This window comes from Acidianus ambivalens, assembly GCF_009729015.1.
In the GTDB taxonomy this organism is placed as follows: domain Archaea; phylum Thermoproteota; class Thermoprotei_A; order Sulfolobales; family Sulfolobaceae; genus Acidianus; species Acidianus ambivalens.
Genome location: NZ_CP045482.1, coordinates 1,613,955 through 1,629,692 on the forward strand (window position 1 = coordinate 1,613,955; position 15,738 = coordinate 1,629,692).

The window sequence follows — 15,738 nt, forward strand, 5'->3', positions numbered from 1 at the left end:
AGAGAGCACAGAATATTATAAAGAATATAATATTATTATAATAGAATATCCAATGAGATTACTGCATTAGAACATACCAAAAAGTCCTTTAAATGTAAAAGTTATATACTTCGAATTATCTTTTAATTTATGTTAAATGAGACAGAAATACGCCTAAGACTAGGTTTTTTATTGGCAAATTCATATAGAAATATTAAGATAACTGAAATTAATGGTAAAACGATTCATGTCCTTAGTGGAAATTATATGGTATTTCTTGATAATAATGAAGCTATTCAATTATTAGTAAATAATCAGCCATACTTCGAAATAGACAGTGCACACAAGGAAGTTCCTATTCCATCTGGTATTAACGAACTTACATTAGATTCTGAGTATACAGGGAAAATAGCATTTGTAAACAAATTACATAACGCGTATAAATTATGGGTTTATGGTGTTACTGTTTTAGAAGCAAGTAAATATATTTATAGAGATAAGCTTTTGGAAATCTTGAGCAAAACTTTATCACTAGTTCCTTTCACTTCTGTATCTAGATCTCAACTACTTGTCGCTTCTGCTGTTTGGAAAGATTTTCCTAGGCATTTCCTATATTTTTCTAATGATATGAAATATGAAGAGGGAGGATTTGATGATGATAAATACCTATATGCCCTAGAATATTTAAGGAAAGAATTATCTAATCTAGGCTTAGGAAAATTTGGTAAAATTTACGGTATCGCCCACGCTCATATCGATGCAGCATGGTTATGGACGTTTGATGAAACTAAAAGGAAAATAGTAAGGAGTTTTTCTACTGTACTTACACTCATGTCAAAGTACGATTTTCAATTTATTCAAAGTTCGGCTTTGTATTATTCCTGGATCAAGGATAATTTTCCCGAATTGTTCAATTATATCAAGAGGAAAGTTGCCGAAGGTAAATGGATTTTGGGTGCCGGTTGGGTAGAGTTTGATACAAATCTACCTTCTGGTGAGTCTTTAGTTAGGCAGCTTTTATATTCCCAAAGGTTCTTTTTTGAGAATTTTGGTAGATTTGCCGAGGTTTTGTGGTTACCTGATTCTTTCGGATTTTCTGCCCAATTACCTCAGATAATGAGATTATCTGGTATCAAATATTTTGCTACCCATAAGGTTTTTTGGAACGACACAAATAAGTTCCCTTACTCAGTTTTTAACTGGGTTGGCATTGATGGATCTTCTGTTACTGCGATAGCATTTGGTAATGGCAGGGGTGGTTATAATTCAGACTTTAGTGTAGATTCAATTTATGAGCAGTGGAATAACTGGAAAGATAAAGATCAGCCAATGTTATACTCGTATGGTTACGGTGATGGGGGTGGAGGGCCGACGGAGGAAATGCTAATTAGAGCAGAGGCAATAAATTACCTACCAGTATTACCAAAGGTAAACTTAAAGGAAATTCCAAAGTACGAGCCAAAGGAAATCTGGAAGGGAGAAATATATTTGGAAGCACATAGAGGAGTTTATACTTCTCATTCTAAAATGAAGTATTTACATAGAAAGGCGGAAATATATTTAAGAGAAGCAGAATTATGGAGTACTATAGCCGGAGAAAAAGTTGATTTAAAACCTTTATGGTTAAATTTGTTGAAGTCTGAATTTCATGATATTTTACCGGGTTCAGCAATAAAAGAAGTTTACAATGAAGTTTATAAAGAACTAGAGAATATAATTCAAAAATGTGAAGAAATCGTATTAAATTCTTTAAGGAAAATATCTGGTGAAGGAGATAAAATAATAGCTTTTAATTCTCTTTCTTGGGATAGAGAAGATTATGTAATATCACCTTTTGAATTGCCCAATAGTCAAAAAACGGACGAAGGCTATTTAGCTAGGATTAAAATACCTTCTATTGGTTATTCAGAATGCAATCCAGAGAGAGTTGATGATAAAGTAAGAATAAATGGCCTAACGTTAGAAAATAGTATTCTAAAGGTTTCTTTAAATAATGATGGCGATATTATATCAATTTATGATAAGGAAGTTGAAAGAGAACTATTAAGTAAACCTAGTGAAATAATTGCATATGAGAATATACCGGTTTGGGACGCGTGGGATATTGAACCTTCCTTTAAGAATACAAGTTTTAAAATCAAAGCTAATTCGCACGAGATAGTAGAGAATGGCCCGTTAAGAGCTTGTATAAAATTTAATTATAAGTTTAGAAATACAGATTTTTCTAAACGTGTTTGCCTTTATGCTAAGGATCGTAGAATAGAGTTAAGATATAATATGAAAGCTTATGATAGAGAGTTATTAATTAAGGAATGGTTTTATTTCAATTTAAATACAGATAATGCAACTTTTGAGATACCCTATGGAGTAATAAATAGGAGCACGTTAAGAAATACTAGCTTTGATAAAGCAAAGTTTGAAGTACCATTTAATAAATGGTTAGATTTATCTGAAGATAATTATGGAGTTACAATAATTTCTGATACTAAACAAGGCTCTACAGTAGAATTTAGTAGTGTAGGAATTTCTCTTATTAAAACGCCATTATATCCAGATTATGAATCTGATTTTCTAGAAGAAAATAGCTTTAAAATATATATTTATCCGCATTTAGGTGATTGGAAAAAAGCCCAGACATTTAAGAGGGCTTATGAATTAACCTATCCTATCTGGGTAACAAAGGGTAAAGGCGGTTCAATGAGCTTCTTAGCTTCTGATTTAATAGTAGAGGCAATAAAACCAGCTGAAGATAGAGATGGTATAATAATCAGACTTTATAATATTTATAACGAAAAAGGTAAGGCAAAAATAAGGCTTTGGTATGAACCCAGGGATGTGATTTCCACAGATTTATTAGAATCAGATAAAATTAAAAGAAAAATAAAAATATCCAGAAATGAGATTGAGATAGAATATAATAACTATGAAATTATAACGCTTAAAATTAGTTGAATAATGTTTTTATAGTAGATAAGCTAACTCTTTCTTATGTTATTAGGTGAGAAAGATTATGCTGGAATAATAACTTCTATGAAGAATCATTACGAGATTCGAGGCTCATACTTATATGAAAGGCATACATTCACTCATTATAAAAATGTTAGCTCATCTAATATTACCGGTTATTCTGATACAAGACTCGTTTTTTCTGATGATGCAAGCATTATATACTATAAAATTAAAGTCAGATCAACAGATAATAATGTTGTTTCGAGCAATATGGAAGTAAGAAAATTCGGTAATAAACTTCATTTTTATATATACTCAGAAATGGAGAAACCGTTTAAACCAAAGAGCAAAATTACAACAGATGTAGAACTTATTATTTACGATAATGGACTCAGAAATCTGGCAGAACTCATAAAAAACAGAAAATTGTATTTTATTGAAAACTCAAATTATCCAGTAGAGAAATATATGGCTACATTTCAATTACCTATTATTAACTTAGATATCGATTTAATAAAAAGTAAAAATTACACCCCAGGTGAATTGCCTAAGGAGTTTATTGTTGTCAAGGACTATATAAAGATATGTAATTTGAATAGTATTATGATTAAGACCAGTTTAGAACCAAAAGTAGGATATTTTTTTATAATTAAGGGAAAAGAATATGATTATTCTTACTGATAGACAATTGGATAAGAAATTTGTTAGATTTCTTTTAGATACTGGAGTAGCAAAGAGAACTTCTCTAAGGTATATTACAATTTATGATAAGTATCCGGTAATATTTTATAGCGCATCAATGATAGAAAATCAAAATTATGTAGAGTTAAGACTAAAAGGAATAATAATGTCTAAAAATGAAGGAGAGATAGAGTTAATTCCACCAATGGGTGTAGTGTCAAGAAGTAGAATAGTCGAAGAAGGTGTAAAAATAACAATAGATGACCAATTTTTTTATATTAGAAAAAAAGTTTATGCCTCTAATATTAATATTACTGATAAAATTTTATATTCAGGAATTTGGATTAAATACCCTACATATATTTTTACAATGAGCTGTAAGCTTAAAGGTTTAAAATTCTATTTCTCGAGAACATCTGATATAAATAACTATCAAACATTATTGTCATCTCCAGATAGAGTAATTAACAAACCTTTTATAAGAATTTTAAAGGTTCAACCTGGTGTATATCTCTTAGGAACGTATTAGTACTCTCTAAGTCTTGGGTCCACAAGTTTTCCTAAGCCTATTGACATCATCATTAAGCCTATTTCATAAATTATTATAATTATCATAGGTATTATTAAATTCCAAAAACCCAAAGGCGAATATATCGCGCCTCCTATACTTATTGCAAAATTTAATATTACACCCCAATTATTATTGGATAAAGGTAGAAAGCCAAAAGCATAAAGTGCTACTAAACCAAATACGTAAAACATCATATCTTGAAATAGATGTACTAAAATATATGAACTCATTGGATAAATAATCTCTTTCAATATCCTAATCTTGCTCAGCCCAAGAATTTTTGCCATGGTAATGTATTCTTGCTTCTTTAGAGAATATGTAAAACTTCTTATAGCCTTAGCAAGACCAGCCCAGGAAAACATACTTAAAATCCCTGCTAATATTAATGGATTACTAGTATGAATTATTGTGGCTAAAATTAACGTTATTGGAAATCCAGGAAGTGTAAGTATTATTTCAAAAAAAGCATTTAACGCTAAATCTACGAATCTTCCCATAAAGCCAGCTAATAGTCCTAAGATTAGACCTACACCTATAGTTATTACAGATGCAATACTAGTAACTTCTAATATAAAAGGCGTGCCCCACACGATCTCTGGTAATAACGGTTCACCTTCATAATCTGTGCCAAATATATATAATGGGAAATGATTTAAGGAAGGCGGTTGAAATGCGTTAAATGGATTGGCTAGTGATGGAGAAGGGTAGGGTATTATCAATAACCCTACTGTGCCCATTAGGATATAAAATACAAATATTATAAAACCAGCAAAGAAAATCTTATTTCTATAAATTAATTTAAATAGTCTGTACAATGATATTACGAACTTATTCTTCACCGACCCTCACCCTGGGATCTAATATTCCATAAATTATGTCGGCTAATATATTGCCAATTATACTAATTATGACTATTACTAATAGAACACCTATAGCAAGCGGGTAATCCTTACTAGTCAGCGCAGTAGCGTATAAACTTCCTATTCCGTAAAGTCCGAAAATTGATTCTATGAAAGTAGCTGAACCTAGCAATAATCCAAAAGAATACATCAATCTAGTAAACGACGGAATTACTGCAGTTTTACCTATATAGTTTAGAAGTATAGTTCTGCTCTTAACTCCCCTAAGTTTAGCGTATCTTACATAATCTTCTTGTGAAATTGAGAAAGCAGCAGATCTAATACTTAATATCCAACCCGGTATCATTGGTAGTGAAAAAGATAAAATAGGAAGTGTATAATGATCTAGCATATTAATAATAAAAGGTAAATTAAAACCTGGGTGAACTCCTATTCCGTATGAACCACTTATTGGGAAATAATTATTATATATAGCAAAAAATAATAAAAGGATAATTGCAACAATATAATTAGGTATTGAATTAAATGCCGCCGACAATATGGTTATTAAACTATCTATTTTTCCACCAGAATACTTTGCAGTTAATAGTCCTATTAATACTCCAATTATATAAGATAAAATTAATGATGACGAAACAAGAAATACCGTATATGGAGTCTCCAATGCTATTAATTTAATTACTGGCTCATGATATATTAATGACCTCCCAAGATCTCCATGGAGTAAACCATTTATATAACTTAAATATGCTTGAAATGCGGTTTGATTAACATAATTTCCAAAAACTTCCCTTGCTTTCATTAGAGCATATTCCTTAGAATAACCTCTAGCCAATAGAGAGTCTATATATATTTGCACTGGATTTCCTGGAGATATGTATAATAATATATACGTTGCGGTTATTACAACATATATTGTAATTATAGCCAATAATATTCTTTTTATTATCCACTTAAAGAAGTCATTCATATCTAATATAATTCTCCATATTCCGTTTATATAAACTTTTTGAAGATTCATGTATTCATAATTATGGGAATAATATTGATTAATATGAAACTTTACCTTTTCAATTCCATATATAGTGTATATTATAGTTTATATATAAGCTTACTAGATTTGATTATGTGGAAGATGAAATTTTACAAGTTCAAAACTTGACAGTAAATTATAGACTTGAAGATAGTATAGTAAAAGGTATAGAAAACGTTAGCTTTGGAATTAAAAAATCTAGTATAACAGCAATTATAGGTGAAAGCGGCTCTGGAAAAACTACATTATTGTCTGCAATATTAGGCTTCTTACCTCAGAATGCTAGAATAAGTGGTAAAATAATATTTAATAACGAGAAAATTATGGAAAACGGAAAATATAGCAAAAAATTTAGAACTAATAGATGGAGACTTATTTCCTATATTCCTCAAAACGCAATGAGCGTATTATCGCCTCTACGGAAAATAAGGTCTCACTTTATTGATACAGCTATGGCTTATAATATACCTAAAGAGGTTGCGTTAAATAGCGCTAAAGAAATTTTGCCTCAAATAGGATTAGATGAAAAAATTCTAAACTACTATCCCTTTGAACTCTCAGGAGGCATGAAGCAAAGAGTTGTAATAGCACTCGCGATATTTTTAAGGCCTTTACTTACAGTTGCAGACGAACCTACTTCAGCATTAGATGTAATAACACAGAAGAAAATTTTAGACTTGTTAAAAAAGATCAATAATGAGCTAAATATAACTTTTCTTGTTTCTACTCACGATATCTCTGTTGCGAGTTACGTTGCTGATGAGATAATTGTGTTATATAATGGGCACATAGTAGAACGTGGTAGTAAAGAAGCGATAATAAATCATCCTCTTCATCCGTACACGTTATATCTATTAAGTAGCGTCATCAGCTTAAGTAGTAAAAATAAACTTATAAAGATTAGAGAAAAATTCATGGTTAAACATAATATTAATAAGAATCGTGGTTGTCCTTTCTATTCAAGATGTCCTTTTGCTACTACCATATGTAGTGAAGAATTCCCACCTAATATTAGAATTAATGATCACGAAGTTCTGTGTAATAAGCCTTTTGAGGTTGAGAAAAGTGTATACACTTGAAGGAAAAGATATTACTGTAATTTTTAAGACTAAAAAAGGAGAAAAAATTGCATTAAATAATGTATCAATTAGTATATCTGATAACGAAAATATATCTATTATAGGTGAAAGCGGCTCTGGAAAAACTACATTAAGTTTAGTTCTAGCAGGAATTCAAAAGCCCAATAAAGGTAATGTACTTTATAACGGTAAAAATGTATATAAGTTGAAAGGAAAAGAGTATAAGGAATTTAGAAGAAGTGTACAATACATAATGCAAAATCCATACTCCGCATTTAATCCATTTAGGAAAGTGGGTGATTCTTTCAAAACAGTAATATCAGAATATAAGCTAGCTAAGGGTAACGAGACAGATAATTTAATAGATAAATATCTGCAAATGGTAGGACTAGACGAGTCTATTAAAACTAAATATCCTCACCAGTTAAGTGGAGGTCAATTGCAAAGGGCTGCATTAGCTAGAGCACTCTTATTAAAGCCCAAAATATTGTTCGCTGATGAAGTAGTTTCTATGCTTGATGCTAGTCTCAGAATAGACGTAATTAAACTACTTAAGGAAATAAGGGAAACTTATAACATTTCTATAATTCTCATTACCCACGATATAGGAATAGCTAAATATTTTTCTGAAGATAGAGGTAGAATAATAGTTATGTATGATGGAAAAATTATTGAAGAAGGGTATGCAGAAGAGATAATAAAATCGCCAAAAAATGAGTATACTAAATTATTACTAGAGTCGTACCTTGACCCATTTAGGTGATTACATGGGCATTATCTCTTTAGTAATAACTTTATTAATTATTCTCCTTCTGATGACCTTATTTTCAATCGCATTTGCTGGTTTTTATAGTATAGATATATTAGATCTATTAATCATAATTCCTGCACTAGTTTTTTTCATTTATTTAGAATATAAAGATAGAAAAAGAGATTAAGAGAAAAAGGCATAAATTTGCCATAATACAAATAGTGGTGTTAGTATTATTGAAATTATTATATATAATATTAGCCAAATACCTTCAATTTTTAATGAATAAAATGATGGAAAGGCTGAAAGTAATATTCTTGGTATCGAAATAGCCGGTGTACCGATTATAAAAAGTAATGGAGATATTGCTAAAATGGAATAAGTAAAGTATAACCACTTATTATTATCGTTAAGCCTTATTATATTTATAGTTAATATAATAAAGAAAATTTCAAAACCTAAATTTCTAACTAACCAGTCCATTGGGCTTAAGCTTAAGGAGAGTATAGTCCAGTTTTGAGTAGTAAACCAGCCATTAAGTAGCCAATTAATTTGACATAGTGGTGTAACTAATTTCACTCCCCAAATTATTTTCTCTAGTTTAAAATAATAGAATGGATCACCGGTAGATAAATAATACCACGCAAATATAGAAAATCCAGATAGTAATGGAATAATAATAAATTTTAAGAATGATTTTTTAAGTTTAATAATAAATGAAGGTAGAGTCCAAGCTATACTATAAAATGTTGCTATAGCAAAACCCATTGCAATTGATGCCGACAAGATCTTCTCCTTCTTTAAAAAGTAAAAAGTCAATGAAACCGCTGTTAAATAGATAACATCTGAATAAGGAAGTGTAGAATAGATTATATAAACCGGAAACAGCTCCAAAAGTAATGCAGTTTTATAATTAAATGTTTTATATACTATTATTGGAAACAAATATCCGAATATATTTGTAACTAAAAAAGCACTAATGCAGTAGTTATTGAAAATATTATAGACTAGCTTGATAAGTAAAGGGTATATAGGTGGAAACGCAAATAAGCAAGGTTTTATATAACCATATTCTGCTATTGTTTCAAAAAGTATAGAATCCCATTTAGTAGTTATCAAGTAAAAGAAATTTGAACCAGAAATAAAATATATTGGAAGAAATACCAGAAGCTTCGCTAAAGTAAGAAATATAATCAGTTTTATGATATTAGATATTCCTGCCACGTGTTCCTATTTTGATATCATATTATTTTAACCTAACTACTATTTCCTACGTATTAGCAGATATATTATTATTGCTACGAGAATTATTATTATAATAGTCTCGGGCAAATTGTATGGTACTGTATGAACTATAGTCTTAGTGATGATAGATGTAGATAACACGGTATGAATCGAAGTTATATACGAAGTCACATACTCTGTTATGGTAGTAGTACATATTATAGTTACAGTGACTGTTATTGTTGTTACATTATATGGTTGCTGAGCTTTAATAATGGATGTAGGTAAGTAAGGGAATATGGCTAATATTATTAAAATCAAAGAGATCAAAATGACCCTATATTTTACCATAACTCGTAACCACTCCCATATTGTTGACCTCCAACATTGGCTCCTATTACTATTTTACCAAGTTTCAGAGGCTTTATTTGAATCGATGATGGTACACTCTCATATCCACTAAACCCGTTATTAGTAGGAGTGCATGTTTGAGGAGTAGGACCGTAAACGTATCCATGAGGCCATAGTTCGGAACTCCAAGGAGTTATTAACCAATTTGCAGTAATGATTTCAAATGCGTTATCTCCACTTATTTTGGATAAAGCTTCTTCACTTTTTGTAAAACCTTCTAAAATGCCTCCAATTGGTGTAGCAACTTTACCTGGATCAGTTAATTTAAATATTGTATATAATATTTTGGTTTGCCAATCAACTACATATAGCCAAACTTCATTTGTATTTTCTTTAGGAATTAATCTTATTCCTAGCTCATATAAGCTATCTGGTTTTGGTCTGAAAAGCTCGTTATTTACAGCAAAAGGTCCGCAACTTAATCCGCAGAATAACTGTGGATTAGTTGAACCAGCGGAAACATGCCAGCCCCATTCTGGATGATATCCTAAAGATACTTGATAAAAATATCCAGTAGAAGTAGTTAATGAAGGCCATATAACAATTAAGCAATCTAAGTCCTCTAATTTTTTCGGAGTTTTGATTATTATAAATCCGCCATAAATAGTCTTATTGGGTTGCGGGCTCTCAATTCCGTACTGCCACGAGCAAGGTGTACATATTACTTGTGACCTAGAAATAATGGAGGAGGGCAATTTATCTAATAATGTAACGGATACAATACTAGATCCTAACAATTTTATAAAATCTCTTCTCTTAACTTTCATATATAATGGTAAAATAAATTTAATATAAAACCTTTTCGTAAAGAAATATGTCTGAGATATTATAGAAATATATTATATTTCAAATATATAAAATAAAGTTTCCTAATTGATACTATATAAACTTATCTAATAAATATGCTTAGGAATTAAAGTGACTTCCTCGTAAAATTTATGAGCATTTTATGTAAAAGACGGTATAGACATCAATTATATCTCAAAATCATAGTATAGATAGTATTAATACAAATATATCACTAAATAATAAAATACAAATATATAAGTATTATATAATGACCTATTAAAATAACTTTTAAAAATAAATTTATCGAGCATTAACTCGTGAGAAGTAAAAATGTTATATAAAAAGAGTAGATTATATGCCTCAATTTTGGTAATTATAGTAATGCTAGGATTTTATCTACCTACTATTAATGGGTTCAATGTAATAACGCATTCCGCACTTACGGATAAAATAACTAATGGCACATGGGTTTGGGCACCCGAAGCTCCTCCTACTCCTGGGGGAATATATTGGAATTTCTGGTCACCTACTAATTTAGTTTTAGGATTCTTCCAATACTTACCATTGGCTGTTTATGTGCATAATGATCATCAGTTCATACCTATCTTAGCAACTAACTGGACGTGGAATGGAAACGAACTAATAGTAACGCTTAGACATCCATATTACTGGGATACAGTAAACGGACCAAAGCCATTTACTGCCTGGGACGTATGGACTACTTATATGATAGGAATAAGATTATTCGGATGGTACTCAAACTATGGATTATATAATGTAACTGTAATAAATAATTATACTGTAGCGTTTTGGTTTAAAGGAATTTATTGGAAAAACTTAGATAGAACGGCAGCTATAGTCTTAGCATCTTATATAGGAGCCCCATATTTCCAATTTGGTAAATATGCTAAAATACTGGCAACTCTAAATACGTCAAATTTAGCATTAAGCAGTTATCTAAGCAACCTAACTAGCTATATAGAATCTCTAAATGTAACTCCTACAAGTAATGGATTCTATTTCCCTAACGTCTCTAGTATTAACGACGAACTAATGTGCTGGGTAGCAAATCCATATTTCGAGCAGGCATTTCCTAACTCGTCTATAAAATACTATCCTAAAATGATAACTTATTGGTCCAGTGGTAACACTCAAACTTATAACTTTTTAGAAGGTGGTCTATTAGGCTACTGCGTTACTGCAATACCATATAGCATATACGAAACAATAAAATCTGAGGGATATATAATATACATGGCATGTACCTATGGTGGCGTAGGATTTTATCTTAATCCTCAAATATACCCATTTAATAATCCAATAGTAAGACAAGCTTTATACTATGCCATAAACACTACAGAGCTTGCTGAGGCATATGCACCAGATTACATATCTGGTCCAACTAATTTTGCTGGAATTCCTTCTGGTTTCTTACCAGAGTTCCAGAAAATGATTCCTTCATCGTTTTTCCAAGGTCTTAATAATTATTCATATAATTTACAAAAGGCTACCCAGTTGCTAGAAGAAGCGGGATTGAAAAAAGTAAATGGTTATTGGGTCTTACCAAACGGATCTCAGTTAACAATAAGTATTATAGTACCATCAGGATTTACAGATTTTGTCGCATTATCACAAGAATTTGCTACGCAGCTAAACGCTTTCGGTATAAAAGCGCAGGTTTATGAATTATCTACGTCCGACTTTTATTCAGAGTTCTTCAGTGGAGATTTTGAAGCAGCACCGTTCTTTACACCATTTACAGATACTATAGATGCGTGGAGAATAGCCAGCATAATACCACAACCGCCGTTTAATTTATCAAAACCAACATGGTATATCTATAATGGTGAAAATTATACAATAAATGTATCACAAATAGTTATTCAAATGCATACTCTACAATATGGTTCTCCTCAGTATATAAATGATACAGGAAAGCTTATGGCGTGGTACAACTACTGGTTACCTGCTATTGCTGATGTACAAAAAGTAGAACCAGTAGAGCTTAATCCTTATGAAGCAAACTGGAATGCTATATTATCTACTCATAATCAAACCTTAATATCTACAATCTTATTCCCATTTATAGCATACGACTTTGAATATATGGGGCCAGTAATAGGTTTGCTAATGGGCTATATAGTACCGCCTGGCGTTACTCCACACTTGCCTACCTATGTAAAGCCAACTCCTCCTACGACTACTGTTTCCCCCTCAGTTGCACCTAAATCTAGTATATTACCAATAGTTGGAGGAATTTTAGTAGTAATAATAGTAGTAGCAGTTGTATTCACCATAATAAGAAGAAGAGGTAAACCGGAGTAATAAAAATGGCATAAAAATTAAGGTAGAATATTTTTTTAATATAAATTTATATTATGAAATTGTTAATAATAATGTCTAAGCGTTAATAGTTAAAATCGTCTTATTATTTTCAAGTGTGACTATCATTATTTCGATCCAAATTGATAACGCTCCGCTTTAGTACTTGCGCGCCCTTATAAGAGTCTTCCCAATCAGTTCATTCTTCTGCGAGTGAATAATTCCTCCCTTGCTGGATATAAATATCATTCCTAATTTTTTAGTTATCTTAGGCATCATTTGAGAGTCATGGACCGCAAATGATATTTATCGATAATATTATTATACGCTAGCCTAAATACATGTTATACCAAAATTAATAGATAAGATATAAAAATTTATATATATCCAATTAGATCAATCTTCATGATACCTAGAATTAGTGAAAACGAATTATGGAATAGGCTCAATAATCTTAAAAAGAAAATGGCAGAACTAAATTTAGATGCTATTTATCTAACTAATTTATCAAATATATTCTATTTAACGAATCTATACATTTTATCTACAGAAAGGCCATTTGTATTAGTTATACCAAAAGACGGTGAAATCACTCTTATATCACCATTACTTGAAAAAGATCATATTGAGACGATGACTAAAATTATAGGAAGAAAATACTTCTATTTTGATTTTCCAGGAGAGCCTCACGTTATATTATTTATTAGAGATAAGATCTTAGACTTAGCTAAAGAATACAATATAAAGAGACTTGGAATGGATAATTTAGCTGGGGCTCCGTCTTATTGGGGATACTATGGTCCATTACTGTCAGAAATACTGAGTAAAAATGGAATAGAAATTACTTCAATTAAAGACCTTATTGAAGAAATGAGAATTATAAAAGGAGAGGAGGAAATTAATTTAATTAAAATGAGTGGTTATTGGGCTTCTAAGGCGATTGAAATTGCAATGAATTATATTAAACCTGGGAAATATGATTGGGAGATCTCTCTTGAGGCCAGCTTAGAAGCTAGTAAGAAAATTAAAGAATACTTTGGAGAAGAATATAAACCAATTAAGTCTATTTATCCATTAGTAGTAGGTTTCAGAGGCCAAGTGGGTGAGTACTCTGCATTTCCTCACGTGTTATCAACTTATAGGAGAATAAAGGAAGGTGACATTTTAGGCATAGGATCGGGACCAGATATAGGAGGATATTCTGCAGAATTAGAAAGGACTCTATTTGTAAAATATGCTAATGATACTCATAAAAGTATGTACGAGAAAATGATGAAATTAAGAGAAACTGCTCTAAATGCTATTAAACCTTATGGTAATATAAAAGATGTAGATAAAGCTGTTAGAGAAAAAGCAAAAGAACTAGGGGTTCAAGAGTACTTACGCCATCATGTAGGCCATGGATTAGGTATAGAAGTCCACGAAAGACCGTTTATTGACATAGGATATGATGGTAAATTCTTACCGGGCATGGTATTCTCTGTAGAGCCAGGAATATATGTTCCCGGCTTAGGAGGGTACAGGCATTCTGATACAGTCTTGGTAAGAGAAAATGGAATAGAATTACTTACTAAATTTCCAGATAACTTAGAGGAATTAACGATAAAATAAATGTGATGAATAGAAAAGTTTAAAAATGTGAAGAAATATTATTATATATGGGTAATAATACTAATAGCTCAATCTCTGAAATTATGGATAATTTACAGAAAATACCTATTTCTACATGGTTATTTCTGGTAATTAGCGCAAGCTACTTTTTTGTCGAGTACGATTTGTTTGATTTAAGTTATGTACTTCCAGCAATAATTAGTACTTTTAAGATACCCTCAACATTAGCATCACTAGCTTTAACTAGTACATTTATAGGAGGAGTTATAGGCGAGCTAAGCGGTGGATATTTATCGGATAATTTTGGCAGAAAGTTCATGTTAATAATTGGATTAGTTACATATTCAATGGCAACGATTTTATCAGCGTTATCAGTAAACATCCTTATGCTAATTATAACAAGATTCTTTGTAGGTTGGGGGACTTACGTAGATTTTAATTCAGTTGTAACTTATTTGGCAGAAATGTCACCTAAACGTTCTAGGGGCAAAATAATTTCTTACTCTTCATCGATAGGTATAGCACTAGGAGCATTAGTAGTTATTGTCGTATCTTACTTGCTTGCTCCAATCCCAAATATAGGCTGGCGTTTAGTATTTATACTAGGAGGTATCGTTGGCATAACGTTTGCGGTTTTAAGAAAAGATTTACCAGAGTCTCCTAGATGGCTAGAGAAAAAAGGGAAATTAGATGAAGCTAAGTTAACTCTAGAAAAACTTCATATAAATATTCAAGAACCATTAATACCTTCTACTTATGATAATTCTCACAAATCATCATTCTCTAACTTGAAAATATTAGTAGATAAAAGCCATCTAAAATATTTCCTTATATTTTTATTCTCATGGATTATGTTTTATTCTGCTTTTGATGGTGAAGGTATAACTGTACCTACTATATTGACAGAGCATGGCTATACATTAGCTTCAACGCTAAGATTCTTTGTAGTTTCTGGCAGTGTAGCATTTGTATTCTATATTATTTCAGCACTTACTGCAGAAAAAACTCAAAGAAAGTACCTAGCTGCATTCCTAACCGGTATTTTCATGGCAATTTTAGGTACGTTATATAATGCTATTTTAATATATATATCTTTAGCATCACTATCTTCATTAGGTGCATTTATATTTCCTTATACATACCTGCTTACAGTAGAGCACTTCCCTACAGAAGTTAGGGCAACTGCTTTTGCTTTTACTGACGGAATAGCACATTTGTTATTAGCATTTATGCCAATAATAATCCTAACGGTTTCGGCTAAGTACGGATTCTTCAGTACTATGCTTATATTAGCTGTGATGATGATAGTTGGTGGAATATTATTACTATTTACTAAAGCAACTACGGGCAAAGCATTAGATGAAACTAGCAAGTAAAGGAATTACTCTGGTGTTTCCAGCCCTTCTAGTAAAGGCTTCCCTTTCATATTTGGTATAAACTTTAAGAAGAACATAAATGCTATTAGTTAGGTGAGCAGT

13 protein-coding genes are annotated in these 15,738 nt (G+C 31.1%); 8 read left to right on the top strand and 5 right to left on the bottom strand.

The window, feature by feature from the left end; translation table 11 throughout:
* Nucleotides 1-129 precede the first annotated feature (129 nt).
* The 3 genes from D1866_RS09260 to D1866_RS09270 are packed head-to-tail and all read left to right on the top strand — an operon-like array spanning nt 130 to nt 4,138.
* Complete coding sequence (locus tag D1866_RS09260; protein WP_152939292.1) at nt 130-2,931, top strand: alpha-mannosidase; 2,802 nt, start codon at nt 130-132, stop codon at nt 2,929-2,931.
* A 36-nt stretch (nt 2,932-2,967) separates the two neighbouring features.
* Nucleotides 2,968-3,609, top strand: a complete 642-nt coding sequence (locus D1866_RS09265) for a hypothetical protein (protein ID WP_152939294.1) — start codon at nt 2,968-2,970, stop codon at nt 3,607-3,609.
* Complete coding sequence (locus tag D1866_RS09270; RefSeq protein ID WP_152939296.1) at nt 3,593-4,138, top strand: hypothetical protein; 546 nt, start codon at nt 3,593-3,595, stop codon at nt 4,136-4,138. The genes D1866_RS09265 and D1866_RS09270 overlap by 17 nt, the downstream gene beginning before the upstream one ends.
* Here D1866_RS09270 and D1866_RS09275 read toward each other — a convergent pair.
* Complete coding sequence (locus tag D1866_RS09275) at nt 4,135-5,019, bottom strand: ABC transporter permease (protein ID WP_152939298.1); 885 nt, start codon at nt 5,017-5,019, stop codon at nt 4,135-4,137. The two genes, D1866_RS09270 and D1866_RS09275, sit on opposite strands and share 4 nt — an antisense overlap.
* Nucleotides 5,009-6,010, bottom strand: coding sequence for an ABC transporter permease (locus D1866_RS09280; RefSeq protein WP_170254102.1), 1,002 nt, complete (start codon nt 6,008-6,010; stop codon nt 5,009-5,011). The genes D1866_RS09275 and D1866_RS09280 overlap by 11 nt, the downstream gene beginning before the upstream one ends.
* A 158-nt stretch (nt 6,011-6,168) precedes the next feature.
* Between D1866_RS09280 and D1866_RS09285 the strand changes: the two genes are divergently transcribed.
* Both D1866_RS09285 and D1866_RS09290 read left to right on the top strand, forming a co-directional pair.
* The gene (locus D1866_RS09285) at nt 6,169-7,152 is read left to right on the top strand and encodes an ABC transporter ATP-binding protein (RefSeq protein ID WP_152939302.1); all 984 of its coding nucleotides are present in this window, start codon (nt 6,169-6,171) and stop codon (nt 7,150-7,152) included.
* Nucleotides 7,139-7,915, top strand: coding sequence for an ATP-binding cassette domain-containing protein (locus D1866_RS09290; protein WP_170254103.1), 777 nt, complete (start codon nt 7,139-7,141; stop codon nt 7,913-7,915). The genes D1866_RS09285 and D1866_RS09290 overlap by 14 nt, the downstream gene beginning before the upstream one ends.
* A 171-nt stretch (nt 7,916-8,086) precedes the next feature.
* Here the strand turns inward: D1866_RS09290 and D1866_RS09295 are convergent, their stop codons facing one another.
* The 3 genes from D1866_RS09295 to D1866_RS09305 all read right to left on the bottom strand — a co-directional run bounded on the left by D1866_RS09295 (nt 8,087) and on the right by D1866_RS09305 (nt 10,305).
* Entirely contained in the window at nt 8,087-8,689 is a 603-nt protein-coding gene (locus D1866_RS09295) for a hypothetical protein (protein WP_152939306.1), read from the bottom strand.
* A gap of 477 nt (nt 8,690-9,166) precedes the next feature.
* On the bottom strand, nt 9,167-9,478 hold the full coding sequence (locus D1866_RS09300; protein WP_152939308.1) for a hypothetical protein: 312 nt from the start codon (nt 9,476-9,478) through the stop codon (nt 9,167-9,169).
* Nucleotides 9,472-10,305 carry a hypothetical protein gene (locus tag D1866_RS09305; protein ID WP_231136305.1) on the bottom strand — a complete coding sequence of 278 codons (834 nt, stop codon included), beginning with the start codon at nt 10,303-10,305 and terminating at the stop codon, nt 9,472-9,474. Before D1866_RS09305 ends, D1866_RS09300 begins: the two co-directional genes overlap by 7 nt.
* Nucleotides 10,306-10,657: 352 nt before the next feature.
* Here D1866_RS09305 and D1866_RS09310 point away from each other — a divergent pair, with 352 nt between their 5' ends.
* The 3 genes from D1866_RS09310 to D1866_RS09320 all read left to right on the top strand — a co-directional run bounded on the left by D1866_RS09310 (nt 10,658) and on the right by D1866_RS09320 (nt 15,636).
* Nucleotides 10,658-12,652, top strand: coding sequence for an ABC transporter substrate-binding protein (locus tag D1866_RS09310; protein ID WP_152939310.1), 1,995 nt, complete (start codon nt 10,658-10,660; stop codon nt 12,650-12,652).
* A 402-nt stretch (nt 12,653-13,054) separates the two neighbouring features.
* Nucleotides 13,055-14,260 carry a M24 family metallopeptidase gene (locus D1866_RS09315; protein ID WP_152939312.1) on the top strand — a complete coding sequence of 402 codons (1,206 nt, stop codon included), beginning with the start codon at nt 13,055-13,057 and terminating at the stop codon, nt 14,258-14,260.
* A 47-nt stretch (nt 14,261-14,307) separates the two neighbouring features.
* Nucleotides 14,308-15,636 (top strand): MFS transporter, encoded by a 1,329-nt coding sequence (locus tag D1866_RS09320; RefSeq protein ID WP_152939314.1) that lies wholly within the window; start codon nt 14,308-14,310, stop codon nt 15,634-15,636.
* The last annotated feature ends 102 nt before the right edge of the window (nt 15,637-15,738 follow it).

Excerpts from the sequence above, each read along its gene's own strand:
- D1866_RS09260 (WP_152939292.1), top strand. The coding sequence starts at position 130 with ATGTTAAATGAGACAGAAATACGCCTAAGACTAGGTTTTTTATTGGCA.
- D1866_RS09265 (WP_152939294.1), top strand. The coding sequence starts at position 2,968 with ATGTTATTAGGTGAGAAAGATTATGCTGGAATAATAACTTCTATGAAG.
- D1866_RS09270 (WP_152939296.1), top strand. The coding sequence starts at position 3,593 with ATGATTATTCTTACTGATAGACAATTGGATAAGAAATTTGTTAGATTT.
- D1866_RS09280 (WP_170254102.1), bottom strand. The coding sequence starts at position 6,010 with ATGAATGACTTCTTTAAGTGGATAATAAAAAGAATATTATTGGCTATA.
- D1866_RS09300 (WP_152939308.1), bottom strand. The coding sequence starts at position 9,478 with ATGGTAAAATATAGGGTCATTTTGATCTCTTTGATTTTAATAATATTA.
- D1866_RS09305 (WP_231136305.1), bottom strand. The coding sequence starts at position 10,305 with ATGAAAGTTAAGAGAAGAGATTTTATAAAATTGTTAGGATCTAGTATT.
- D1866_RS09310 (WP_152939310.1), top strand. The coding sequence starts at position 10,658 with ATGTTATATAAAAAGAGTAGATTATATGCCTCAATTTTGGTAATTATA.
- D1866_RS09315 (WP_152939312.1), top strand. The coding sequence starts at position 13,055 with ATGATACCTAGAATTAGTGAAAACGAATTATGGAATAGGCTCAATAAT.
- D1866_RS09320 (WP_152939314.1), top strand. The coding sequence starts at position 14,308 with ATGGGTAATAATACTAATAGCTCAATCTCTGAAATTATGGATAATTTA.